Origin of the sequence: Oceaniferula flava (assembly GCF_016811075.1) — a bacterium.
GTDB classification, from domain to species: domain Bacteria; phylum Verrucomicrobiota; class Verrucomicrobiia; order Verrucomicrobiales; family Akkermansiaceae; genus Oceaniferula; species Oceaniferula flava.
On record NZ_JAFBGL010000003.1, the window covers coordinates 257,214 to 280,264 of the forward strand.

A 23,051-nucleotide genomic window follows, 5' to 3' on the forward strand; every position below is an offset into this window, starting at 1 on the left:
CTTCCCAAGTCACCATGCGCCGTTTCAGAAATTTTAACGATGACACATCCGCCTCGGAGATCAACATCTCTCCCTTGATCGATGTGGTGTTCATCCTGCTGATCTTCTTCATAGTCACCACCGTGTTCGTTGAGGAAACCGGGGTGGACGTGAACAAACCCCGCGCGGCCTCGGCTGAGGATTTGAATAAGAACTCGATTCTGATCGCCGTGACATCCAATGGCCAAGTCTACCAAGGCGGTCGCAGCATCGGTGTGGCCGGCGTGCGCAGCGTGGTCGCCGCCATGCTGGAGTCGGACGATTCCACCCCCGTCATCATCCAAGGCGACACCGACGCCAACCACGGCCTCGTCGTCCAAGTCATCGACGCCGCCAAACTAGCCGGAGCCAAAACCGTCAACCTAGCTACTGCGAAGTAATCGGTCGTATAGGTCCTATAAGACTCATTCCCCATGAAACTAAAATCCATCATCCTAGGCATCGCCACCACCACCATTCTCTTGGCGGTGTTAGTCGCCACGCGCATGATGGTGCTGAAGCAGGACACCCCCGAGTTTGAAATTCGCAAAGTGGAAATGGCCGCCCTGCCGGAACCTCCACCACCGGCACCGGAGGAGGAAGTGACCGATGACCCACCGCCGCCGCCACCACCGTCGTTACAAGACCTGGCGCCCACGCTCGACGTCAGCCAGCCGCCGATGCCTGTGTCCCACGTCAAGGTTGACCCCACCTTGGTGGTCGATCCCTTCTTCACCGATCAGCCACCGGCACCCCTGCCGAAGCCCGTGGTGAAACGCCCGACGCCCCAGCCCAAGGTCAGCAAACCGACGGTCAAAAGCAAACCGCGCCCACGCGTCAAAGCAGCCCCACCGAAACCCAAATCCCAGTATTCGCTGGGAGAGCTCGATCGCAAACCGCGCCTTCTCCGTAACCCTTCTGTTAGGTTTCCCAGCAGCATTCGCGGCGCGACCAGTGGTCGTGTGGTGGTGCGTGTCATCATCCTGCCATCCGGTCGCAGCCAGTTTTTATCTGTCGTTTCCGCCTCGCATCCGGCCTTGGTGGCACCCGCCAAGCGCATCGCCAGCGGCTCCCGCTTTACTCCACCCACTCGTCAGGGAAAACCGGTGAAAGCCGTGATGACCTGGCCCATTACCATTAGAAAATGAATTTCTCAGTATTCAGTATTCAGTTATCAGTATGCAGTTCCTTGCTGGTGAGCTCTCTCTCCGCAGCCGAAGCTCTGCCGCTTTCCAAAAGCTACTGGAAGGACTCCGAGTTCTTAAAATCCTTCAATGGTTCTTACCGGATCAATGCCCGGATTGAGCCGACTGTGACCACCGAGGAGCGCGGTTTGTTAGTATCGATCCAGTCGATGATGGCACTGGGGAAACGTAAGGAGGCACTGGCGAAGTTAAAAGCCAGCTCCTTGGCAAAGACCTCCGCCGCGATCAGTTTCAATATCGCCAACATTCAGTTTGAGTTAGGCGAGATGGAGGACGCTGCCGAGTCGTATCAAAAAGCGCTGAAAATCTTCCCCAACTTCCGCCGAGCCCACCGCAACCTTGGTTTTGTCTATGTGCGTCAAGACGACTGGGACAAGGCGCTGCCAGCCTTCGAGCAAGCATTACGCTTGGGCGACCAGGATGGCGCCACTTATGGTCAGCTGGCCTACGGCCGCATGCAGAAGGAACAATACGCCTCCGCCCTGCAGGCCTACCGTCTCGCCCAAGTCACCCAGCCGGAGAGCATCGATTGGAAAGCGGGCATCGCCCAGTGTTTGCAACACCTGCAGCGCAACGAAGAGGCCCTCGCACTGGTCGACGAAGTGATCGCCGCCCGTCCTGAAGAAGTTTCATATTACCTGCTGCAGTCGTCGATCCAGCTCTCCATGGACCGCAGCGATGAGGCGATGACCAATCTCGAAATGGTGCGTCGCATGGGTAAGCTCGACGCCGAAAATCATCTTCTCTTAGCCAACCTGCACCTGCGCTCCGGCAATGGCAAACTGGCCCGGCCCGTGATGATGGCAGCGATCGAAATGGAGCCCAAAGCTCCGCTCGAATCCGCCCTCAATGTGCTGGCCTTCGCAGCTGACGGCAAAGATTGGAAATTGGCACGCGACTTTGCCGATGCCGTTGCCAAAGCGTGGCCGGAGATCAAGGACGAGAAGCTATCGTCCAAGCTCCAGCGCCTCGGTGCCCTGATCGATATCGACTCCGGGGAAAACCCTGAACGGGGGGCGAAGGTGTTAGAAAGTCTGATGAAAAAAGATCCTCTCGACGGAGATGCGCTCACCCTCCTGGCCGGTTATCGGATCGAGGAAAAGCGTAACCAGGAAGGCGAAATGTTACTGCAGCAAGCGTCCAAGATCGAAGGATACGAATACAACGCCCGCCTGGAATTGGCCAAACTCTACGTCAGCCTCAGCCGTTATCCGGAAGCCCTCGAAGAGCTCGATCTGGTCCTGAAAATCCGCTCCAGCCCCGCGATCAGCACCTACCGCAATGCTGTCGCCAACTTGGCCGAAGCCGCCCGTTAGACAGTTTTTGCGCGTATCAGACCCTGAGCAACGGCAGAAAGGGGAGAGCTGTAGAAAATTTTCTACCTTTTCAATGATTATCGCCAGTAATGGCCGCCTGGAATGTGAAAATGCTTCAACGGCTTACCCTCAGCCACAGGCTGACAAGTCTGTAAATACCCGCGTTTCCGCTGCATCGCAGTCGCTGACGTGGCATGACTTCCGCGCTGCCGCCATTACTAACAACCCACTGTTTAGCAATCATCCTAACCGCCTGAATTTGTAGGCAGGATGTAGAACGTCATAGCATAGCCGACTCCACGGAAAGAGTGATGTTAGACGAAGGTTTTGAGGTTGTAGTTGTGTGAAAACTTAGCAAACAGGCGCCGTAGCGGTCGGCTGCTGCGACTTGTTCGACCAATTTTTTCACGTTACGAACTGTTTGATTATTCCTGCACGGCATCCTTCACTGCCCCAGTTTTTGTATCGATAACAGCTGTATTTTTTGTCCTCATGCTAGAGCCGAAAATCACTGCATTCTGACGATGGTCAACTTGTATATAACGACCCGATTCATTGCCTGAATGAGTCACCGAGTTCAGGAAGAGCACGGCATAAATACTTACGACCACAACGCAAGAGGTAATGATAATCAGGCACATGTTTTTTGTATTCATATTATTGTCGAACGTTTAAGGTCACTCATCAGATACATTTATGAACTTGAACTACAGATACCAAAAACCTTGACCGAAGCAAGTACACTCTCACAAACTTGGACGCGGTATCTGATTGAGTGCACCTGCTTGTTATGCCTTGGTTGATTTAGAATGATCCAACCTTCTCCCCAGACGAAGCATTATACAAACAACAAGTAGCAAACATCAACTCTGCCCCTTCTTTGATGAGATGATTTACTCCTGATAGACCAATGACAGTCAAATTAAGATCCTCAGTCTCATCAAGCAACCTTTGGTGAACATACGTGGTTGTGGGTTCATCAAAAAAGTGTTGAGTGTATGTTAGGAGACCTTTGGAGGATATTGTAAAACAGCTATATTCAGAATTAGGCTCAGGAATGATCTCCTGAACAACCTTGTTGGTTCCCTTGAGAACAATCCTTAGGGGACCTTGCCTGTCGTTCACAATAATGTGACCATGTGACTCTACTACCTCACCTGCACAATTAATAAGGGGAAAGGCTATGGGCTCAATACCATCTTGATGTAAAATGAGCTGCTTCTTAGTGCTAACTACCATCCATCCTTCACCCAATGCCTTTACAGTTCCGTTCACTGGCAAAGAAGACAATCTTTCCCCTGTATCCAAATCAATACGATGAAGCTCTTTGCCCAACTGCACAGCGAGGGAAGCCCTATCAGAATCTAGTCCATGAAACTTGGTATTGCCTTTGGAAACCCAAAACGTTCCATTCTTGTAGTTGGCTACACCATAGACGTTTGAGTAACCTCCAGCAAATGCTACATATCCATCAACTAAAAGGACAGGATTTGAAAAGTCCAAGTCTTTGATAGTCATCGAATACTTTCGTTCAGGGAGATCGTGAATCAAGGCTGTGTCATTTTGGGTATCATAGTAGACCCCAACTTGCCAAATATCTCTATTCGAACAGATATTATGATAGAAGTTACTCATTTTGCATAACGTTAAAATCTTCCCATCCATGACCAGAATTGCCTGATGATGTTGAAACGGGAATTCAGTCACAAGTTACAGAAAGCTCCGACAAACTCAAGCGCGGTCATGGATTGGGAGCGATGCTTTGTTCGCGTTGTTTATTCTCGACCTTCCCGACCGTCTACATCCAGTAAAAGTCATCTAGATCGAGCCACGCTGTAAAAGGGAAATACAAGTTAATCGCCAGAACCGCTAAAAAAATTCCAACAGGAACTGATGCGACCTGGAGCAGCAATCTTAGATTCCGTTCACCAATCGAGTTTAGCCACCAACACAAATAGTATGGAATCGCAACAGCCAAGAAAATAAAAGAAAGGGGAACCATGATTCCGACTGACCCTAGGGGCAAAAAATAGAATATGAGACAAATCCACAACGGCGTTAGCAGTAATAAGATCAGTCCAAATAGTTTTCTCATTTATCGCGAACGTCCTAGCACAGCCACTCCCCTACCGAGGGCGAGCTGTGATGGATGAGTTAATGGTTGTAGTTAGAGCAAAATTTGACTGCGCGGCGGGTAGGGGGTTGGTCTGCTGCGCATTGTTCGACTTTTAAAGCCGTGAACGCCTGAAAGATAAGCCCAAGCCGGCCAGCCCAAGAAAAAGTGACGAGGATGGCTCCGGGACAGAATCAAACTCTAGATTATCAAATAGAACACCTTCTGATTCAACGTTGAAAGGTTGATACAATTCGACTCGCCGTATTCCCGAACCGGAAGCGGTTAAAACAAAATTACTATCCAGGGCGCCGCTGGGGCCAACTACTTGATGGGAATTAATCAAGTTGCCTCCTACCTCTGAATCATAGATGTCAATGCGTGCGCCATTAGCATTAACATTATTGGCAATGACGGATACGACTGCCATTGAAGTTGTGAAAGTCAAGCTGATTGGGCTGCCCGACTTGGGCTGAGCATTAGCTCCATCCCCACTGAGTCTTAAGCCGTCGGAATCGGGGTGGGGAGTGAATCCACTCGAGAGGTCACTCCACTCTCCGTTGGTGAAGATTACTCCAGAGGTGGAATAGAAGTTAGAGATATCAGAACCCGAAGCTGTTCCATCATTAAATGTGATTAGTGTGGCTGCGCCAACATTACCTGCGAGCGATCCGAATGTGATTACTGTGGTTGCTAAAGTAGCAACTTGGCGGTTTATTTTCATAAAGATATATAATAGCAAAATCAGCAGAACCTATGCCAGCTTAATATTTGTTGGTTGTGTCTTTTTTCTGTCGAACGTCATAGCATAGCCGACTCCACGGAGAGAGCGATGGTAGGCGAAGGTGTTGAGGTTGTAATTGTGTGAAAACTTAGCAAACAGGCGCCGTGGTGGTCGGACTACTGCGACTTGTTATGCAGCTTGAATTCATAAACTAAGTGCAACGGTGATCCCCGCACGCTAACCAGCGGGACGAGCCATTGCCATCATGAAATACAGACACCTCAGCAAAGAAGAAAGATGCGTTATCGGGGCGCTCAGAATGCAGCGATTATCACTCCGGGCCATCGCTCAGCACCTCGGCAGATCCCCATCCACCATAAGCCGTGAGATCAAGCGCAACAGTCGAAGTCAGGACGGTCGTTACCGGGCGTCACACGCCGATTCAAACTACAACGCTCGCAAACGTTGGGCTCGCCGAGGCTCGCGTTTTGATTGGGGAGAGTGGAAAATCGTCGAGCGCTGTATCCGCGATGAATACAGCCCTGAGCAAACTGCGGGGAGGCTTAAACGAGAAGGGACGCTCTCCATCAGTCATGAAACGATCTACCTTCATATCTGGAGAAACAAAAAGCTCGGAGGGACCCTGTATACCCATTTACGTGGTTCGCGTAAAAGGCGGCGCAAGCGCTGGGGTAGAAACGACAGCAGGGGCCGCCTTCCTGGTAAAACCATGATCACCGAACGGCCTGATGCGGCCAACCTCCGACAAGAAATAGGTCACTGGGAGCTCGACAGTGTGCTTGGATCCATCAGTGGCCGCCACTGTATATCCACCGTCGTGGATCGCATGTCAGGCTACCTTATGATCGGCAAGCTGGAAGCCAGGACAAAGTCGGAAACCAATCTACGTCTCTCCAAATTGATATCGCGTTGCGAGGGGCGCTTCAAGACCATCACCCCGGACAACGGGACTGAGTTCCACGGTTACCGTGAACTGGAGCAAAAGCATGGAGTGAAATTCTACTTCGCCCACCCTTATCACTCATGGGAACGTGGCACCAACGAGAACACAAATGGTCTGATCCGGCAGTATCTACCGAAGCGTCAGAGTATGCATAACCTGACCCAAGCCAAGTGTAATGCCATTGCTAACAAGTTGAACAATAGACCGAGGAAAAGGCTCGGATACTTAACACCAAACGAAGTCTTCCACGGATTATCTAACGTTGCACTTCATACTTGAACCTAAGCAGTTTATTTTGTAGGGTTTTCTTGTGGTTTACAATGTGTTTTTAATTTTCTTAATCCGATTCTGACAGCTCTACCTAACATGGGTATTTGCGATTGACCTCTGTCGGGATCGTAAAGTCGATTCGATGCAAAACGCATCTCAAAGCGTCGTTTACTGCATTCTGAGATCTCACCGATGTTTAATCGTTCTAGAAACTGTCTGAGTAATAATGTCTTTGACTTATCAGATTGGTTTTTGGGCTGGTTGCCGTATTTGTTTTCGTTGTCATATTGGACAAACTGTTGAATCTCTGGAAATAAGAAAACCATTTCAGGACGTATCCCCTCGAACTCAGAATCACGATAGGAGAGAACCTGGGCTAATCCATCTAGACACTTCTTAACACTTTCTGATGATTGGGGAGCTTTGCACTCGATTACGAACCAGATTTTCTTAAAACCTTTTTGAATAGCAGTTGCTTTTGGATAGCAAAGAAAGTCAGCCTTAATGGATTCACCAGTTAACAGGTGGGTGCCTTTAGCTTCTGGAATCAATTTGAACTCAGTGCTGAGAAGTTCTTGAATTTTCTTCTTATATAGAGGTTCCATACTTTTAGCATAACGTGTGGTTATTAACACAATGGAAAATCTATCAATTCCTTTATGTTCGTCCAGAAGATAATTGCTACTATGGGTTATTTTCTGTTGGAAAATAACCGTATTTATTGGTAAAGCTAATCAATGGCTGAAAAAGGTAAGCTTGAGATGAAATTGAGGACGAAGATGCGTCGGCGTGGTTTGGCGCGGAGAACTGAAAGTTCGTATGTCTCATGGTATAAGCATTACGTGAAATTTCACGGAATGAAGCATCCTGTGGATTTAGGTCAGGAGGGGGTGGAAGATTTTTTGGATTATTTAGCCTCGGTGAAAAAAGTGGCCTCATCAACGCAGAATCAAGCCTTTAGTGCCTTGCTATTTCTCTATCGCGAAGTGTTGGAAATTGAATTGAAGGAGATCGATGTTAAGCGGGCCAAAAGAAGGAAAACCTTGCCTGTTGTATTGAGTCAGGAAGAAGTGAGAAGGCTTTTGAAAGAGGTTCGCGATGGTGTGCCTGCCGTTTTCGTAAGCCTTTTGTATGGATGTGGGTTGCGCGTAAGTGAAGGGCTCAGGCTACGAATCAAAGATGTGGATTTTTCCAATGGTTTAGTGTGGCTGAGGGATGCCAAAGGGGGCAAGGACCGGACAGTGACTCTGCCCGGAAGTTTGGAGGTGCAGCTGAAAGGCCAAGTTCAGCAGGCCAGGCTACTATTTGAACAGGATGAGCGAGCTGGTGGCGCGAGGGTGAGTGTGGCGGCGTCCTATGATAAAAAACATGGAGGCCGACCAAGCCGTAGCTGGGAATGGTATTGGGTGTTTCCGGCAGCTCGCTTGGGCACTGACCCTGCGGATGGGGAGACCAAACGATATCACATCATGGAAGGTGCGGTGAGTAAGTGGATCAGTAAGGCCGCTGAAAAGGCACAGATACCGAAGAGAATCAGCGCGCATACTTTCCGCCACAGCTATGCGACGCATCTTTTACAGAAAGGGGTGGATTTACGGACGATCCAAGAGGCCCTTGGGCACTCGAGTGTGAAAACGACAGAGATTTACACCCATGTGATCCACGCGATGTCCGGGCGGGCGGGGAGCCCGTTGGATGATTTGTAGGGCTGCTTTGCCAAAGCAGTCTTCAGTGACAGCAAGGACTTCTGTGGATATGACCACAGCTGTGGAGACATGGTTCGAACTGATGACGCCATGGCTAATCTAGAAATGGTCCGCCGCATGGGCAAACTGGATGCCGGAAAGCCTCTTCTATTAGCTAACCTCCTACTTCGTGCAGGCAGAACTAAATGATCCCAGTCAGTGATGATAGCAGTTATTGCGAATCTAGCAGAAGCAGCGCGTTAGCCTGTGGTTAGTAGTCAGAATTACGAGCATTAGACCTGCTCCAGTCTCTGCCGCTCTTGCCGGAGCTAGTGCTGCAGATTGCCACGGGGGTGGTGATTGTAGTTAGAGTTAAACCTCGAAAAAAAACTGAAAATAATTTGAATAAATGAGTTGGTGAAAAATTGATACTTCGGGTGAAATCACCTGTTTGATGAGGTGCAGAGATGCACAATAAACAACCCAAAATAACTAACATGAAAACCAATAAAGTCCTCATCCTCAGCAGTGTCATCCTCAGCCTTGGAGCTGTGAGTGCTCAAGCAAAAGCACCTAAACAGAGCAAACATTCGCCGGGGAAATCAGTGAGCAAACAAACAACTCGCTACTACGAAGCCGTCAAGCATGGCAAAACGACCTACTACTTCTCTGGAGAGAATTGCTACGTGAAGAAAGGTGCAAGCTATGTGAAGGTGAAAGCCCCCAAGAACATCAAGCGCCACTACCGCTACAATGAGCAAGTGGTAAAGAGTCTGCCGCGTGGTAGCCGTCGTGTCACCTATCGTGGCCAGACCTGCTACGTTCACAATGGCATCTACTACCGTCAGTCAGGCAGTAGCTGGATTTCCTTCCGCGTGAACTTCTAGCAGTTTGGCTGCATACAACGAACACGATGACCCGGCCTCGAGAGTGAGTGTCGGGTTATTTTTTTTGAGGCCTTCTGTCGTCCCTCCGGGACTTGTTGGTGGGGGCGATCTTTTCCCCGGGGTTTCACCCCGCGCTAGTTTTTATCGCCCCGCTGGGGCTGCCGCGCGAGACCACCGAACTCGAAATAACCGCGAGCGATAGCATCGCCAGGCCACTGCCCACTGCCCACTGCCCACTGCCGACTGCCCACTGACAAACTGTCCACTGACAACTGACTACTGACTACTGACTACTGACTACTGACACCCGGCCTCTAAACTCAGTGTTTCATCATATGCGAGGAGTTCAAAATATCCGTCACCACCTTGGCGGGTTCGACGCCGGTGAGTTTTTGTTCCAGTCCTTGGTAGAGGTAGCCGAATTTGTGGAAATCGAGGCCGCAGCGTTCGAGGATGGTGGCGTGGAGATCGCGGACGTGGACTTTTTGATCCGGGGTGGTGATGTTGAACGAGTATTCATCGGTGTCGCCGTAGACGGTGCCACCTTTGACCCCGGCTCCCGCCAGCCAGAGTGAGAAGGCGCGGGGGTGGTGGTCCCGACCGTAATTGCTCTCGGTCAGCGTGCCTTGCGAATAGACCGTGCGCCCGAACTCGCCGCCGCAGATGACCAAGGTGTCTTCTAACAGACCTCGTTGTTTGAGATCTTGAATCAGGCCATAGCAGGCTTGATCGATGTCCTTGCACTGCGAGCTGATATCGCGCGGCAGGTTGCCGTGCTGGTCCCAGCCGCGGTGGAAAATCTGGGTGAAACGAACGCCGCGCTCGGCGAGGCGGCGCGCCATCAAGGCGGTGTAGGCAAAGGTGCCGGGCTTTTTCGCATCCGGGCCATACAGCTGATAGGTGGCTTCGCTTTCCTGGGAGAGATCGGTCAGCTCAGGCACTGACATCTGCATCCGGTAGGCCATCTCGTATTGCTGGATGCGGGTCTGGATCTCGGGGTCGCCGACCTGATTCAACGTCTGTTGGTTCAGGGCGGAGAGGCCATCGAGCATGGACCGGCGGAGGTCGCGATCGATGCCCGGCGCGTCCTTGAGGTAGAGCACGGGATCACCGATTGAGCGCAGGTTGACACCGGCGTGTTTCCCCGGAAGGAAGCCGGAACTCCAGAGGCGGTTAGAGATCGCCTGGACATTGGCCTTGGGGTTGGAGTGCTTGGCGTGCAGCACGCAGAAGGTGGGGAGGTCATTGTTCAGGCTGCCGAGTCCGTAGGACAGCCATGAACCGATCGATGCCTTGCCGGCCTGCATCGAACCAGTGTAAATCAGCTGGTTCGCCGGCTCGTGGTTGATGGCTTCGGTGTGCATCGATTTGATGATGCAGATATCGTCGACCATCTTGCCGGTGTAGGGGAGCAAATCGGAAACCCAGGCGCCGGACTCGCCGTGTTGCTTGAAGGAGGTGAATGCCGGAGCAACGGGGAACTTCGTCTGCCCTGCGGTCATGCCGGTGAGGCGCTGGCCGGAATCTTCGAGGAAGCTTTTGATGTCTTTTTTGAACTCCTTTTGGAGATTGGGTTTGTAATCGAAGGTCTCCAGCTGGGATTGAGCGCCGATCAGGGAGATGTAGATCACGCGCTTGGCGGCAGGGGTAAATTGGGCTTTGCCTGTGGCTTTGCCAATGGCACCCATCAGTTCTTGGGGGAGCATGGATCCCAGGGCAGCGGCTCCCAAGCCCATGGCGTGTTTGCGGAAAAACTGTCGCCGTGTCAGGGCGTTGTTGTGCAAGTCGAGGGTTTTACGCAGGTCGGTTTGGTTCATGGCAGGTGGGGCTAGTTATTTGTTCAGCGTTTCATCCATGTTGAGGATCTGATTGGCCACCAGAGTCCAGGCGGCGAGTTCGGCGGCGTTGCTATCCGGCTGGTTGGGTGTGGCACCGATGGCAATGAATGTTGCCGCGGCCTCCGGATCGGCGGTGAATTTTTTTCGAGCTGCGTCCAAGGTTTGCCGGATGATTTGGCTCTCCTCGGTGCTCATGCGCCGCGACAGCAAGCGCATGGCAATGTAGTCCATACGACTGCGGCTGTCCTCGCTGTGCGCCATGGCCGCGCTGGCTAAGCGTCGTGAGGATTCGAGAAACTGCGGACCGTTCATCACCACCAGTGCTTGCAGCGGTGTGTTGGTGCGATCACGCTGGGTGCAGGAAACTTCACGTGATGGAGCGTTGAGAATGTCCATCACCGGGTGCACGGCGGTGCGTTTCCAGAAGGTGTAAAGTGAGCGCCGATAGACCTTGTTTCCTTGGTCTGCTTTGTAGAAGCGGGTGTTCGATTGGTTCATCGCCACGGCCTCCCAGACGCCTTTCGGCTGAGGTGGCTTGACGGATGGGCCTCCCAGCTGGGCACTCATCAGGCCGCTGCTGTGCAGTGCGAGGTCGCGGATCTGCTCGGCATCCATGCGATAACGAGGACCGCGCGAGAGCAGCGTGTTGAGCGGGTCGCGAGCCAATTTTTCCGCAGAAATCTTGGCCGACTGCCGGTAGGTGGACGAGCTGACGATGGTGCGTAGTAGGTGATGAAAATCCCAACCGTTTTCCACGAAGTCAGCGGCTAACCAGTCCAAGAGTTTGGGGTGGCTCGGGCGTGCTCCCATGACTCCGAAGTCGCTGTTGGTGGTAACGATGCCTTTGCCAAAGAGGTAGGACCAATAGCGGTTCACCGTGACGCGGGCGGGGAGGGGATTTTCCGGCATGGTGAGCCACTGCGCCAGGCCGAGCCGGTTTTTCGGCATGTCTTCGCTCATCGGTGGTAGCGAGGCGGGGACATCCGGGCTGACCTTCTCGCCCAAGTTCGCATACTCGCCACGGATTAAAACGTGAGCATAGGGCACGGTGTTAGTCTTTTCCTGCATCACCAGGGTGATGTTGCCTCGTTTAACAATGGCGGACTTTTCCTGCTCAAGTTGCTGAAGTTTGGCGAGTGTGGGGCGTATTTGTTGATCGATCGATTCGAAGTAGTAGTCGCGGAGTTGTTGGATTTGGTTCGGGGTCTTTTTTGCCAAGCGACGCAGGGCATCGATCCGTCCATCCACAGAAATGGCCAGTGCCTGGGCCTGGGTGAGTTCACGATTGAATAACTGGAACCCCTGGAGCTGGCCGTTGGCAAATGGCTGTCGGTTGAACCGCTTGCCCAGCAGCAGGGGGGCGCTGGTTTTGATGGATCCGGTGAGCTTGTTGGCGTTCACCTTGACGGCCGCCGGTTTCCCATTGATGTAGATTTTGACTCCATCCGATTGACTGGATCCATCGTAGCTGACGGTCACGTGAAACCACTTGTTCTTGGGGTAGGTTTTCACGGTGGTGACTTTGATGAAATCCTGGGGCCAGGCGTGAATGAGGTGCACGGCCAGGTGGCCTTGTTCACACCAGAGGTCGTATCCGCGGTGCGACTCCTGGGTGTGCATCTTGGCAATGGGCGCGCCGGAAAACCCGTGGGGGGCTTTCATCCAAGCTGAGAAACTGAATGCCTGATCGCGCTCAAAATCACCGGCATTGCCGAGCTGAATGGCGTTGTTCTTGGTGAAGGCAACGGCCTGGCCGAAGTCGGCCTTAACCCACTTGAGCGGCTGCTCTGAGCGATAGGTCTTGCCCTTGGAATCGGTGAGGCCATGGCTCTTATGGTTGAGGTCGAGCTGAAGGATTCGGTGTTCGTCTGCCACGGCGGAGCTGCGCTCGCTCTGCGGCGATTTGAGCCATGCCTGAAACTGGGATTCGTGAGCCTTGCGGTGCTGCTGCAGTGATTGTTTTACCTGAGCGAGCTCTTCATTGAGCTTGGGGAGACGCTTGCGATCGTCGGCCCGGGGGACCAGCAGGTTGGGTGGGTGATCAGCCTTATTCCGGTCCATCGCGGCCATGGTGGTGTTCCGGAAGAAGGCGGTGAGCTGGTAGTTTTCCTTGGTCGAAATAGCATCGAACTTATGATCGTGGCATGAGGCACAGCCGAAGGTGAGCCCTAACCAGGCGGCCGCGGTGGTGTCCGCGCGGTCCTGGGCGTAGATCGCCTGGTATTCCTCCGCAATGGCACCGCCCTCACCTGTGGTGGGAAGGCAGCGGTGGAAGCCGGAGGCAATTTTTTGATCGAGGGTGGCCGACGGCATCATGTCGCCTGCAATCTGCTCGCGGGTGAATTGATCGAAGGGCATGTTCTGGCGGAAAGCCTGGATCACCCAGTCGCGGTAGGGCCAGATCGAGCGGTAGTTGTCGATGTGGATGCCGTGGGTGTCCGCATAGCGGGCCACATCGAGCCAGTGTCGGGCGTAGTGTTCTGCGTAGGCGTCTGACTGCAGCAGTTGGTCGACTTTTTCCAGATAGACGGTGTCGAAGTCACGGGGATCGCTGGTGAACTGTTCCACCTCCTCGGCGCTGGGCGGCAGGCCGGTGAGGTCGAAGCTGAGTCGGCGCAGGAGCCGCGCCTTGTCCTCCTCATCATTGGGGGCGAGGCCGGCTTGCTCGAGGCGTTTGGCGATGAAATGATCAATCGGGTTGCGTGCCCAGTCTTGGTGCTGAATGGCTGGGAGCTCGGTTTTTTTCGGCGGGAGGTAGGCCCAGTGTTCTTCGTATTGGGCGCCTTCCTCGATCCAGCGGCGGACCAGAGCAATTTTCTCCGGCGCTAAGATCGACCCGTGCGGCGAGCGGTCCGGATGCAGCGGCATTACCTCGTCCGGATTCTTCGATTCCATCAGCTTGAGCAGCAGCGAGGCATCCGGGTCTCCGGGGATGATGACGGCTTTGCCATTCGGCCGCTTGGCGAAGGCAAATTCCGGCTGGTCGATGCGCAGCGGTGGGCCATCGTTGGGGGTCAACGGACCTCCTGGCTCGCGTGTGCCGGAGTCCGGGCCGTGGCAGTGGTAACAGGCCGAGGAAAGAATCGGCTGAATGTGCTCGTTGAACGATACCGGCTGGTCAGCGGAAATGGTGGTCAGCTCCGATGCGGGCTGCGCGCTGATTGCGGGAGCTGGATCGTCCTCGGAGGTCTGCTCCGGAGACGTGGCACGTTGCTTTTGATCACAGGACGCCAGGGCACAGAGGCAGGCGACTGAGACGGCGGTGATGCGTTGGCTGTTGATAGAAATCATCGTGGGTTTTGGCTGGGCCACGATGGTCTGCGGGGCAGATCACCGTGGCTTCGAGTGTCGGATGTAGTGTAAGACTACCAAGAGACTCGACCAAAACTGTCAGATGAGAACGATAAAAAGTCCCTACCGCGGTGGGACTTTTCACAAGTGGGTAACAATTTACTTCGATCGCCAAGAATCCTTCAGCGCGACGGTGCGGTTGAAGACAATCTTCTCGCCGGTGACGTGATCGACGTTATCGGTGCAGAAGTAGCCGACCCGTTCAAACTGGAACACCGCCTCCGCCGGAACGTCTGCCAGTGAGGCTTCCAGTTTGGCATTGGTGATCACGGAGAGGGAATCGGTATTCAAGCAGCTGAGGAATCCATCCTCGGCGGCGTCCGGGTTTTCCTCGGAAAACAGGCGATCGTATAGGCGCACTTCGGCAGTCACGGCGGTGGCGGCGTCCACCCAGTGGATGGCGGCACGGCAGCGAATGCCCTCGGGCGCATCCTTGCCGATGGTATCGGGGATGAACTCGCAGTGGATCTCGGTGACCTCGCCGGCGTCGTTTTTCTCAAAGCCGGTGCAGGTGATGATGTAGCCTCCGCGCAGGCGCACGGAGCGATCAGGCCCGAGGCGGAAGAATTTCTTCGGCGGGTCCTCCATGAAGTCATCGCGCTCGATCCAGATTTCCTTGCCGAGCGATACCTCGCGGGTGCCGGCGGCGTCGTTGGCAGGATTGTTAGGCACGGTGACTTTTTCCGAATGGTCGTCGGACGGCCAGTTGGTGATGACCACCTTGAGGGGATCTAACACACCCATGCGGCGTTCGGCATTCTGGTTCAGCTCGTTGCGGATTTCGGCTTCCAAAATCGACATGTCGGTGACGCTGTTCACCTTGGTGATGCCGACGCGATGGCAGAAGCTGCGGATAGCGGCCGGCTGGTAACCACGGCGGCGCATGCCGGAGAGCGTGGGCAGGCGGGGATCGTTCCAGCCGCTGACGCGACCTTCCTCGACCAGCTGAAGCAGTTTGCGCTTGCTCATCACGGTGTAGCTGAGGTTCAGGCGGGAGAACTCGATCTGACGCGGCTGCGAGGGCACCGGGCAGTTTTCGATAGCCCACTCGTAGAGCGGACGGTGGTTTTCAAATTCCAGGGTGCAGAGCGAGTGGGTGATGTGCTCCTTGGCATCCTCCAACGGATGGGCAAAGTCATACATCGGGTAGATGCACCAGCTGTCACCGGTGTTGTGGTGAGGGGTGTTGACGATGCGATACATCACCGGGTCGCGCATGTTCATGTTCGACGACGACATGTCGATCTTGGCACGCAGGACCATCTTGCCGTTTTCAAACTCACCGGCTTTCATGCGGGCAAAGAGATCGAGGCTTTCCTCGACAGGACGATCGCGGAAGGGGGAGTGGGTGCCGGGCGTGGTGACATTGCCGCGGGTCTCGCGGATTTCCTCCAGTGATTGCTCATCGACGTAGGCCTTGCCCTCCTTGATCAGGTGCACGGCGCAATCGTAGAAAAAGTCGAAGTAGTCGCTGGCGAAGTAGAGGTTCTCACCCCAGTCGAAGCCGAGCCAGCTGACGTCTTTCTTGATGCTGTCGACGTATTCAGCCTCTTCCTTGGCCGGATTGGTATCGTCGAAGCGGAGGTGACAGCGGGCGTTGACGTCCTGGTTTTCCTGAGCGATTCCGAAGTTAAAGCAGATCGCCTTGGCGTGGCCGATGTGCAGGTATCCATTGGGTTCCGGTGGGAAGCGGGTGACGACGGTGTCGTGCTTGCCGCTTTTCAGATCCTTGGCAATGATTTCGCGGATGAAATCGAGTTTTTCTTTTTTCTCAGAGGCGCTCATGTTCGGCGGGGTTTTAGATGCCTGAGCTGAAAAGAGAAAGCAGAATCTCGGTTACTCGCCAGGATCCGGCTTATTCTGTCCGACCGTTTTTCAGGAAACAGCTGGTCATGTCCATCACTTGGGGTTCGGTGGCGATGAAGGTGTGATCGGTATCGAGCACGTGGAATTCGTTCAGGCCTTCGATTTTGCCGCTTTTGACGGAGACAATGCCATCGTTGTCCTCATCGAGCAGCCAGCGGAACAGGGGGATGGTGCTGCGCTGGCCCATGATCACGGCGGAGTCGATTTCCTGCGGTAAAATGGGGGCGTCGAGCACCATTCGGCCGAGTTTGGCTCCGGCCGGGCCGAGGGTCATTTTCAGCGGCGGCAGGTGGTCTAACCAGTCGATGATCTCGCTGCCCTGATTCGGCGGGGCGAGCATGACGATGCGGCCGGGCTGCTTCGGCGGCAGCTCTGCGAGCAACTGACGGGTGACGATGCCTCCGAGCGAGTGGGTGACAAAGTGCACCGGGCGTCCATTTTCCTGAGCGGCAATCACCTCGTGCACCTGACTGATGATTTCCTCCAGAGGTTTGCGGAACGATGGGTAGGGGATATTGACCGTGTGGTAGCCTTGGCGATGCAAGAAGTCGGCCATCGGGTCCATCGCCCACATGCTGCGCCAGAGGCCGTGCAGCAGGATGACGGTGTCGCCCTCGGCCTGACGGATGCGCGGCTGGTGCCAGGGCATCGGCAGACGGAGAACGCCGAGACGACGGAATTTGGAGTGTTGCGTTTTCAGAGTGGAGTGACTTGGGTTGCTCACAAGCTAGCACGGATTGCGTCGTCCGTGAGATCGATTTTTGGGCGTGCACACATCGAATGAGTCGATGTCTGGCCGTTACTTCCTCACTTGCTGGAGGAAACCGTTCAGCGCTAGAAGCAGATCTGGGTGCAGCGGCAGGGTGGGATCGTTGTAGGATTTCATCTGTTCCTTGAGGTCACCGGATTGCTTTTTCAGCACGTGGTTCATGCCCTTGATAATTTTCAGCTGACTGCCCTTAGCCGCCTCATGCATGATCTTGGCATCGCGGACCGTGGTCTGGAGGTCGGTGCTGCCCTGGACGATAAGCACCGGCACTTCGACCTTGGCGATGGCTTCGGCCGGATCGTATTTGAACCAGGAGATCAGGTAGGGCTGCACGCTGGCGCGGAAAAGCTGCTCCAGCGCTGGCACCGTGTTCTGCACCTGATTGCCCTCGCTCAGTGCCTTGAGAGTGAGCTTGGCTCTGCGGAAATAGGCGGGCGGCAGCTGTGCCTGAAGTTGTTCGCTGAGCAATACCGATGCCTTTCTGCCGGCTCCGGCGACCACCACGAGGCCTGCGCAATCGGTCTTTTTCGCCGCGAGGGTGGCGATGAGAGCTCCTTCGCTGTGGCCTAGCAGGATGATGTTTTGGTAGCCACGCTGGCGCAGAAATTGGCACCACTGCACGGCATCGTCGACGTAGTGATCGAACAGCAGCTCGGCCTCCTTGACCTGATCAGCTCCGCTGGCACCGACGCCGCGTTTATCGTAGCGCAGGGTGGTGATGTTTTTGCTGTGGAGTGCCACGGCAAGCAGCTTGAGGCTGTCGTTTTTCGCCTCAGAGCCCGTGGTGTTCCCATCGCGATCGGTCGGGCCGGAGCCGGCGATCTGGAGCACGGCGGTGGTTTTGTCCTCGCCAGCTGTTAGGAGTGTTCCTTTGATGGTGAACCCGCCGGACTGGATGCTAACATCTTCCGCATGGCCGATGGTGACAAGGGCACTGAGGATGGCGAGTGTGATCAAAGTTTTCATGGTGGAAATGCGGTTTAGTAGTCCTCGACCGGTGAGCGTTTGACGCCTGAGTAGTCGCGGATTTCACGAGCTCCTTCTTCGCCTAACACATCGATGCGGAGTTGCATGGTTTCGGCATCGAGCTGGTCCCAGAGTTTCATGCTGAACTTGAATGGATCCTTCAGGCGCTTCTTGAGCTTGGCGATCCTTTTCAGTGCGTCATCCACGGTGCCGTTCGGCAGCTCCTTGAGGTGCTCGACGGCGACGTGTGCGGTCTCCGGCTGGTGGCAGATCATTGCCATGTCATTGCCCGCGGCGATGGCACGCTTCACATCCGGGCCGCGACCGTAGGTGTTCAGGATGGCTCCCATGTCGAGATCGTCGGTCATGACCACGCCTTTGTAGCCTAACTGATCTCTGAGTAGTCGGGTGATCAGGTTGTGCGACATCGAGCCGGGCAGACCGGGGCTGTCGGGATCGATGGCGGTGAAGTGCGCGTGGCAGGTCATCAGCGCATCCAGCTCGGGCATCAGTGCGGTGTAGGGAAGGAGATCGCTTTTCAGCATCTCGGTCACCGATTTGTGCACATGCGGCAGGTCGTGGTGCGGGTCGGCATCGGCCAGGCCGCAGGACGGGAAATGCTTGCCGCTGGAGAGGACTTTGCGGTGGCGCAGGTTGCGATTGAAGATGCCGGCATTGGTGATGACTTCTTGCGCATCGCTGCCGTAACAGCGACCGCGCAGGGCGTTATCGGCCTCGTCATCATAGGAAATATCCAGCACCGGGGCGAAGTCCATGTTGATGCCTAACAGCCTCAACAGATCGGCGGTGATCATGCCGTGTCTGGCGATGGCGCCGAGGTCTCCTTTTTCCCGCAGCTCTTGCGCGGATGGTGGCTCGGCGCCAATGTCGCGGGTGCGCGTGACCCGACCGCCTTCTTGATCGATGGCAATGATCGGCGTCTCGTGCACCACCTCCCGCAGATCATCGGTGAGCTTACGGAGCTGCTCGGGCGACGCCACATTACGACCAAAAATCACGAAGCCACCCGGTTGGATGGCTTGGTAAAGCTCGGCGTCAGCCGCAGTGAGCTCCGTGCCTGGAACGCCGAGCAAAAGAAGTTGGCCGTGCATGATCGGTTAGTGGGAATCAAACATGCCGCGGAAGGTCTGACCGTAGGAGGCCAGCCTGCAGAGCACGGATTTCTGAACGTGCAGGCGGTTCTCCGCCTGTTGGAAAATGCTATCGGCATGAGCCTCCAGCACCTCGTTGGTGATTTCCTTGCCGCGGTAGGCAGGCAGGCAGTGCAGCACGATGTGCGATGACTTCGCGTGCTTGAGTAGCTCGGAGTTGACCTGGTAATCAGCGAACAGCGCCTCTTTTTCGGTCTGCCCTTCCTCACCCATGGAGAGCCACACATCGGTGTTGATGACATCGGCATCCTTAACGGCTTCCTTGGGATCGGTGGTGAGGGTGACGTTGCTTGCGTTCAGGCGATCGAGGTAGCCTTGCGTTGGCAAACATCCTTGCGGTGCAGCGATGGCAAGTTCGAAATCGAGCTCCTTCGCGGCCCACATCCATGAGCGTGACATGTTGTTAAAGCCATCACCGACGAAGGCGATTTTCTTTTTCTCCCAGGTGCCGATGCGTTCACGGATGGTGAGCAGGTCAGCGAGGATCTGACAAGGGTGGGCGTCGTCAGTCAGGGCGTTGATCGTGGGGATGCCGGAGAAATTGGCAAAGTCGATGACGTCCTGCTGCGCGAATGTGCGGATCACCGCACCGTGCACCATTCGGCCTAACACCCGAGCGGTGTCCTTGATCGGCTCGCCACGGCCGAGCTGGATATCGTTGGACGACAAAAACATCACCGAGCCGCCAAGCTCGCGGATGCCGACCTCGAAAGAGACACGGGTGCGGGTGGAGGACTTGGTGAAAATCATCGCCCAAGTCTGGCCCTCGAGAGGTTTTTTCTTATGGCCGCCGTTCTTGCGTTCGGTTTTGAGCGACACAGCGCCGTCGATAATTTTCCAAATGCGTTCTTTGGAAAGTTCTTCTATGGAAAGTAAGTGGGTCATGGTTTGAAAGTAATCGGGGTTAAGTTACCAGTATTCAGCAAATTGCTAGAGAATCGAGGGTGTTTTTCAGTATTTCTAAAGCTTCGGAGACTTCAGCCTCAGTGACATTGAGCGGTGGTAGCCAGCGCAAGGTTTCCGGTCCGGCCGGCACGGTGAGGAGTTTGTTAGCCATCAGTTTTGTGCAGAGGTAGGCGGCTGGAGTGGCTCCTTCAGGCACATCGAGGGCTTCGCTGTTCAGGCCGAATCCTAACAATAGCCCCTTGCCGCGGATCTCCGTGATCACCGGGTGTTCCCAGCTGGTGATGGCGGTGCGGATCTGCTGCTCACGCTGCTGGACATTGCCGGTGAGTTCCGCGGACTGGATCTCTTCCAGCACAGCGAGAGCGGCGGCGCAGGCGAGCGGATTTCCTCCGTAGGTCGACCCGTGGGAGCCGGCGCTCATGAGCGAGGATAGCTCGGTGCCATCAGCGTCGATGACCCGATCGCTGACGTAGAAAGCCCCGATCGGAAACCCTCCGCCAAGACCCTTGGCCCAGGAAATAGTGTCCGGTTTGAGCTCGGGACAAATCGACTGCCAGCCCATGTCGGTGCCAGTCCGACCGATGCCGCACTGAATTTCATCGAGCATCAGCAGCAGGTCGTTCTCGGCGCAGAGCTCAGCGATGCCCTTGAGGAAATCGGCGGTCGCCACGTTGACGCCGCCTTCACCTTGGATGGGCTCTAACATGATGCCGACAGTGCTGTCATTGATCGCTTCGCGCAGGGCATCAAGATCATTGAATGGCACGTGGCGGAATCCGGGCAGGAGGGGCGCGAAGCCTTCCTGCACCTTCTGCTGACCGGTGGCGGCCATCGAACCCAGGGTCCGACCGTGAAAGGACAGGTTGAAAGTGATCACCTCGTAACGCGCTTTGCCATCCTGATCAGGCTTGGCGTGGCCGTAGCGACGGGCGGCTTTGATCATGCCGTCGTTGGCCTCCGCGCCGGAGTTGCCGAAGAAGATCTTGCCGGGAGTTTTGACAAAGTCCTCCACCAAAGTCCGTGCCAGCTCCTTCTGCTGGGGGATTTGATAGAGGTTCGAGCAGTGCATCAGGGTGGATGCCTGCGTGCTGATTGCCTGGGAAAGTTTCGGATGACAGTGGCCGATGCTGCAGGTGGCGATGCCAGCGCAGAAATCGAGGTAGCTATCTCCAGCATCGTCCCAAAGTCGCACACCCTCTCCCCGGACAGCGGTGAGCGGAAAGTTGGCGTAGGTGGGTAGTAGATAGGACATGACGTGGGAAGTTCTAAGCCTCAATTTTCAAAGTCCAAGTTTCAAGTTCTGAATACGACGTTTTTTGGTATTTGGAGTTTGGATTTTGAAACTTTCAGCGTAACTTGTGCCTGCCGCTCCCCGGACGATCGCGGTGTCTCCTCGGAGGCATCGAGGAAAGTCCGGACGCCACAGGGCAGCGCGCCTCGTGAAGAACGAGGGACGACCGATGCAAGTCGGCCGGACGGAAAGTGCAGCAGAAAACAAACCGCCTGCTTCGGTAGGTAAGGGTGAAAAGGTGGGGTAAGAGCCCACCGCTCCAAGGGTAACCGAGGAGGCACGGTAAACCCCGCGCGGCGCAAGACATAACAGGGGAAGGGTGCCCGCCCGATCAGAATCCCCGGGTATTAGTCGCACCATTCCGCAAGGAAGGTTCCTCGTTTCGGCGAGGAAAGATAAATGATCGTACAGCTCCGCGAAAGCGGGGTGGACAGAATCCGGCTTACAGGGGAGCGGCATATTTCTCCCTGCTTGGAAATCAGTGGGCAGGGGGCGCTTGCCAGTGGTCGGTGACCCGTGTCGCTTCGCGACTTTGCCTTAGGCCGGAGATTGCTCGGCGAGCATTTTGGCCACGGCTTGTTTCTCCGCCATGGTGCGGGCGTTTTTGAACAGCTCCTTGATGCGGGCGATGCGTTCCATGGTGGACTCAGGAAGGCGGCGTTTGTTGCCACGCAGGTCATTGTTGTTAATTTGCATAGTGGTATGACGTTTCGTTGGCGTGATTATCGTGCCTTTTCAGATCCTTGCAAGTTTTAATTGCTAATGAGACTCAGTTGCAATACAGCTGGCCGTGGTGACGGATTTGGAGCACGAACATTTATGCCGTGAGAGGACGGAGGCAGGCTGGTCGCTCGACTGGTATGGCCTCCGTGACCGAGCCTTCGACTGCAGTCATCTCTTCGTCCCCGGCCAGCTGCACCTGATGTTTAACCTGAGTGGTCAGGGCGTGGTGATGGGGGAGCGCACGCGGATCGGGGTGTCGCCCAGCACGATCTCGATGTGTTTTCCCAGAAGCAAGGTTATGGCCTCGCGGCTGATCAGCGGTCAGAATCACGAATTCATCCTGCTCTCGATGACGGCGGAGTGGCTGAAAAAGACACTGGGGCATCGTCAGCAAAGTATCTACGAAGCACTCTGGGCATCGGTCAGCGGTGACCAGGGTGAGGGCAAACCGGTCGGTCATGTGAGATCGATGACGCTGGCTGAAAAAGACATGGCGCGTCAGTTGTCCGATCCTCCCGTGGAGGGGGAGGCGGCGACGTTCTGGTATATCGCCAAGGTGACGGAAATTCTCGCCCTGCATCTGTTCCGCCCCACCGACAAGCTCAGTGGGTCAGCCGAAGAGCCGTTCTGTCTGACACGGAAAAAAGCCAGTGGCGATCGCGTGGGCAAGGTCAATGCCTGGTTGGAAGACCATCTCGACGAGCCCTTGGAACTGGCAAAAATCGCAGAACATGTCGGCTGCGCGCCGCACTACCTGAGCCGGCTCTTTTCCAAAGAAGTCGGGCGGACTATTTCCCAACAACTACGCGCCCTCCGCATTGAAAAAGCGGCAGAGCTGATGGACTCTGGAAGATACAACGTCACCGAGGCGGCTTTCGAGGTTGGCTACAACAGCCTCAGTCATTTCACCAAAGCCTTTGTCCTCGAGAAGGGGATCAAGCCTTCGGAGTATTTGAATCATTAAGTTTTTTTGAGAGATAAAAAAGA

The 23,051-nt window shown here is 54.9% G+C and carries 20 protein-coding genes and 1 other RNA gene; 8 read left to right on the top strand and 13 right to left on the bottom strand.

Annotation, left to right across the window (positions count from 1 at the left end; translation table 11 throughout):
• The first annotated feature begins 14 nt into the window (after positions 1-14).
• From JO972_RS06455 to JO972_RS06465, 3 genes are read left to right on the top strand one after another with little or no spacing between them, the layout of a single operon-like run.
• The gene (locus JO972_RS06455; protein WP_309489197.1) at positions 15-419 is read left to right on the top strand and encodes an ExbD/TolR family protein; all 405 of its coding nucleotides are present in this window, start codon (positions 15-17) and stop codon (positions 417-419) included.
• A gap of 33 nt (positions 420-452) precedes the next feature.
• The gene (locus JO972_RS06460; RefSeq protein ID WP_309489198.1) at positions 453-1,166 is read left to right on the top strand and encodes an energy transducer TonB; all 714 of its coding nucleotides are present in this window, start codon (positions 453-455) and stop codon (positions 1,164-1,166) included.
• Positions 1,163-2,539, top strand: a complete 1,377-nt coding sequence (locus JO972_RS06465; protein WP_309489199.1) for a tetratricopeptide repeat protein — start codon at positions 1,163-1,165, stop codon at positions 2,537-2,539. Before JO972_RS06460 ends, JO972_RS06465 begins: the two co-directional genes overlap by 4 nt.
• Before the next feature lie 425 nt (positions 2,540-2,964).
• Here the strand turns inward: JO972_RS06465 and JO972_RS06470 are convergent, their stop codons facing one another.
• From JO972_RS06470 to JO972_RS06480, 3 genes are all read right to left on the bottom strand, one after another.
• Complete coding sequence (locus tag JO972_RS06470; RefSeq protein WP_309489200.1) at positions 2,965-3,195, bottom strand: hypothetical protein; 231 nt, start codon at positions 3,193-3,195, stop codon at positions 2,965-2,967.
• 148 nt (positions 3,196-3,343) lie between these two features.
• Positions 3,344-4,246, bottom strand: a complete 903-nt coding sequence (locus tag JO972_RS06475; protein ID WP_309489201.1) for a hypothetical protein — start codon at positions 4,244-4,246, stop codon at positions 3,344-3,346.
• A gap of 521 nt (positions 4,247-4,767) precedes the next feature.
• Positions 4,768-5,376 (bottom strand): PEP-CTERM sorting domain-containing protein, encoded by a 609-nt coding sequence (locus tag JO972_RS06480; protein WP_309489202.1) that lies wholly within the window; start codon positions 5,374-5,376, stop codon positions 4,768-4,770.
• Between the two features lie 265 nt (positions 5,377-5,641).
• On the opposite strand from JO972_RS06480, the gene JO972_RS06485 reads away from it, so the two are divergent.
• Entirely contained in the window at positions 5,642-6,619 is a 978-nt protein-coding gene (locus JO972_RS06485) for an IS30 family transposase (protein WP_309489203.1), read from the top strand.
• Positions 6,620-6,630: 11 nt separating this feature from the next.
• Here JO972_RS06485 and JO972_RS06490 read toward each other — a convergent pair whose 3' ends face one another.
• Entirely contained in the window at positions 6,631-7,215 is a 585-nt protein-coding gene (locus tag JO972_RS06490) for a hypothetical protein (RefSeq protein WP_309489204.1), read from the bottom strand.
• 132 nt (positions 7,216-7,347) lie between these two features.
• On the opposite strand from JO972_RS06490, the gene JO972_RS06495 reads away from it, so the two are divergent.
• Both JO972_RS06495 and JO972_RS06500 read left to right on the top strand, forming a co-directional pair.
• Positions 7,348-8,316, top strand: a complete 969-nt coding sequence (locus JO972_RS06495; RefSeq protein WP_309489205.1) for an integron integrase — start codon at positions 7,348-7,350, stop codon at positions 8,314-8,316.
• Between the two features lie 476 nt (positions 8,317-8,792).
• Entirely contained in the window at positions 8,793-9,182 is a 390-nt protein-coding gene (locus JO972_RS06500) for a DUF6515 family protein (RefSeq protein WP_309489206.1), read from the top strand.
• A 320-nt stretch (positions 9,183-9,502) separates the two neighbouring features.
• Here the strand turns inward: JO972_RS06500 and JO972_RS06505 are convergent, their stop codons facing one another.
• The 8 genes from JO972_RS06505 to JO972_RS06540 form a co-directional block, all read right to left on the bottom strand.
• On the bottom strand, positions 9,503-10,999 hold the full coding sequence (locus JO972_RS06505) for a DUF1501 domain-containing protein (protein ID WP_309489207.1): 1,497 nt from the start codon (positions 10,997-10,999) through the stop codon (positions 9,503-9,505).
• 15 nt (positions 11,000-11,014) lie between these two features.
• A complete protein-coding gene (locus JO972_RS06510) occupies positions 11,015-14,332 on the bottom strand; it encodes a DUF1553 domain-containing protein (protein ID WP_309489208.1) in 3,318 nt (1,105 codons plus the stop codon).
• A gap of 138 nt (positions 14,333-14,470) precedes the next feature.
• On the bottom strand, positions 14,471-16,156 hold the full coding sequence (locus JO972_RS06515) for a glutamine--tRNA ligase/YqeY domain fusion protein (protein WP_309489209.1): 1,686 nt from the start codon (positions 16,154-16,156) through the stop codon (positions 14,471-14,473).
• 70 nt (positions 16,157-16,226) lie between these two features.
• Positions 16,227-16,961: an esterase/lipase family protein gene (locus JO972_RS06520; RefSeq protein ID WP_309489210.1), complete on the bottom strand. Its 735-nt coding sequence runs from the start codon at positions 16,959-16,961 to the stop codon at positions 16,227-16,229.
• A gap of 75 nt (positions 16,962-17,036) precedes the next feature.
• Complete coding sequence (locus tag JO972_RS06525; protein WP_309489211.1) at positions 17,037-17,972, bottom strand: alpha/beta hydrolase; 936 nt, start codon at positions 17,970-17,972, stop codon at positions 17,037-17,039.
• 14 nt (positions 17,973-17,986) lie between these two features.
• Positions 17,987-19,084: a beta-N-acetylhexosaminidase gene (gene nagZ / locus JO972_RS06530; protein ID WP_309489212.1), complete on the bottom strand. Its 1,098-nt coding sequence runs from the start codon at positions 19,082-19,084 to the stop codon at positions 17,987-17,989.
• 6 nt (positions 19,085-19,090) lie between these two features.
• Complete coding sequence (argF, locus tag JO972_RS06535) at positions 19,091-20,029, bottom strand: ornithine carbamoyltransferase (protein WP_309489213.1); 939 nt, start codon at positions 20,027-20,029, stop codon at positions 19,091-19,093.
• 34 nt (positions 20,030-20,063) lie between these two features.
• The gene (locus tag JO972_RS06540; RefSeq protein ID WP_309489214.1) at positions 20,064-21,302 is read right to left on the bottom strand and encodes an aspartate aminotransferase family protein; all 1,239 of its coding nucleotides are present in this window, start codon (positions 21,300-21,302) and stop codon (positions 20,064-20,066) included.
• A gap of 112 nt (positions 21,303-21,414) precedes the next feature.
• On the opposite strand from JO972_RS06540, the gene rnpB reads away from it, so the two are divergent.
• An RNA gene (rnpB, locus tag JO972_RS06545) (RNase P RNA component class A) lies at positions 21,415-21,802 on the top strand.
• A gap of 76 nt (positions 21,803-21,878) precedes the next feature.
• On the opposite strand, the gene JO972_RS06550 is transcribed toward rnpB, so the two are convergent.
• Positions 21,879-22,037, bottom strand: a complete 159-nt coding sequence (locus tag JO972_RS06550) for a hypothetical protein (protein ID WP_309489215.1) — start codon at positions 22,035-22,037, stop codon at positions 21,879-21,881.
• 94 nt (positions 22,038-22,131) lie between these two features.
• On the opposite strand from JO972_RS06550, the gene JO972_RS06555 reads away from it, so the two are divergent.
• Positions 22,132-23,028, top strand: a complete 897-nt coding sequence (locus JO972_RS06555; protein ID WP_309489216.1) for a helix-turn-helix domain-containing protein — start codon at positions 22,132-22,134, stop codon at positions 23,026-23,028.
• Positions 23,029-23,051: the final 23 nt, after the last annotated feature.

What these genes read in the sequence shown, in the direction of transcription:
- JO972_RS06455 (WP_309489197.1), top strand. Translation starts at nt 15, where the DNA reads ATGCGCCGTTTCAGAAATTTTAACGATGACACATCCGCCTCGGAGATC.
- JO972_RS06460 (WP_309489198.1), top strand. Translation starts at nt 453, where the DNA reads ATGAAACTAAAATCCATCATCCTAGGCATCGCCACCACCACCATTCTC.
- JO972_RS06465 (WP_309489199.1), top strand. Translation starts at nt 1,163, where the DNA reads ATGAATTTCTCAGTATTCAGTATTCAGTTATCAGTATGCAGTTCCTTG.
- JO972_RS06470 (WP_309489200.1), bottom strand. Translation starts at nt 3,195, where the DNA reads ATGAATACAAAAAACATGTGCCTGATTATCATTACCTCTTGCGTTGTG.
- JO972_RS06480 (WP_309489202.1), bottom strand. Translation starts at nt 5,376, where the DNA reads ATGAAAATAAACCGCCAAGTTGCTACTTTAGCAACCACAGTAATCACA.
- JO972_RS06485 (WP_309489203.1), top strand. Translation starts at nt 5,642, where the DNA reads ATGAAATACAGACACCTCAGCAAAGAAGAAAGATGCGTTATCGGGGCG.
- JO972_RS06490 (WP_309489204.1), bottom strand. Translation starts at nt 7,215, where the DNA reads ATGGAACCTCTATATAAGAAGAAAATTCAAGAACTTCTCAGCACTGAG.
- JO972_RS06495 (WP_309489205.1), top strand. Translation starts at nt 7,348, where the DNA reads ATGGCTGAAAAAGGTAAGCTTGAGATGAAATTGAGGACGAAGATGCGT.
- JO972_RS06500 (WP_309489206.1), top strand. Translation starts at nt 8,793, where the DNA reads ATGAAAACCAATAAAGTCCTCATCCTCAGCAGTGTCATCCTCAGCCTT.
- JO972_RS06505 (WP_309489207.1), bottom strand. Translation starts at nt 10,999, where the DNA reads ATGAACCAAACCGACCTGCGTAAAACCCTCGACTTGCACAACAACGCC.
- JO972_RS06515 (WP_309489209.1), bottom strand. Translation starts at nt 16,156, where the DNA reads ATGAGCGCCTCTGAGAAAAAAGAAAAACTCGATTTCATCCGCGAAATC.
- JO972_RS06525 (WP_309489211.1), bottom strand. Translation starts at nt 17,972, where the DNA reads ATGAAAACTTTGATCACACTCGCCATCCTCAGTGCCCTTGTCACCATC.
- nagZ (WP_309489212.1), bottom strand. Translation starts at nt 19,084, where the DNA reads ATGCACGGCCAACTTCTTTTGCTCGGCGTTCCAGGCACGGAGCTCACT.
- argF (WP_309489213.1), bottom strand. Translation starts at nt 20,029, where the DNA reads ATGACCCACTTACTTTCCATAGAAGAACTTTCCAAAGAACGCATTTGG.
- JO972_RS06540 (WP_309489214.1), bottom strand. Translation starts at nt 21,302, where the DNA reads ATGTCCTATCTACTACCCACCTACGCCAACTTTCCGCTCACCGCTGTC.
- JO972_RS06550 (WP_309489215.1), bottom strand. Translation starts at nt 22,037, where the DNA reads ATGCAAATTAACAACAATGACCTGCGTGGCAACAAACGCCGCCTTCCT.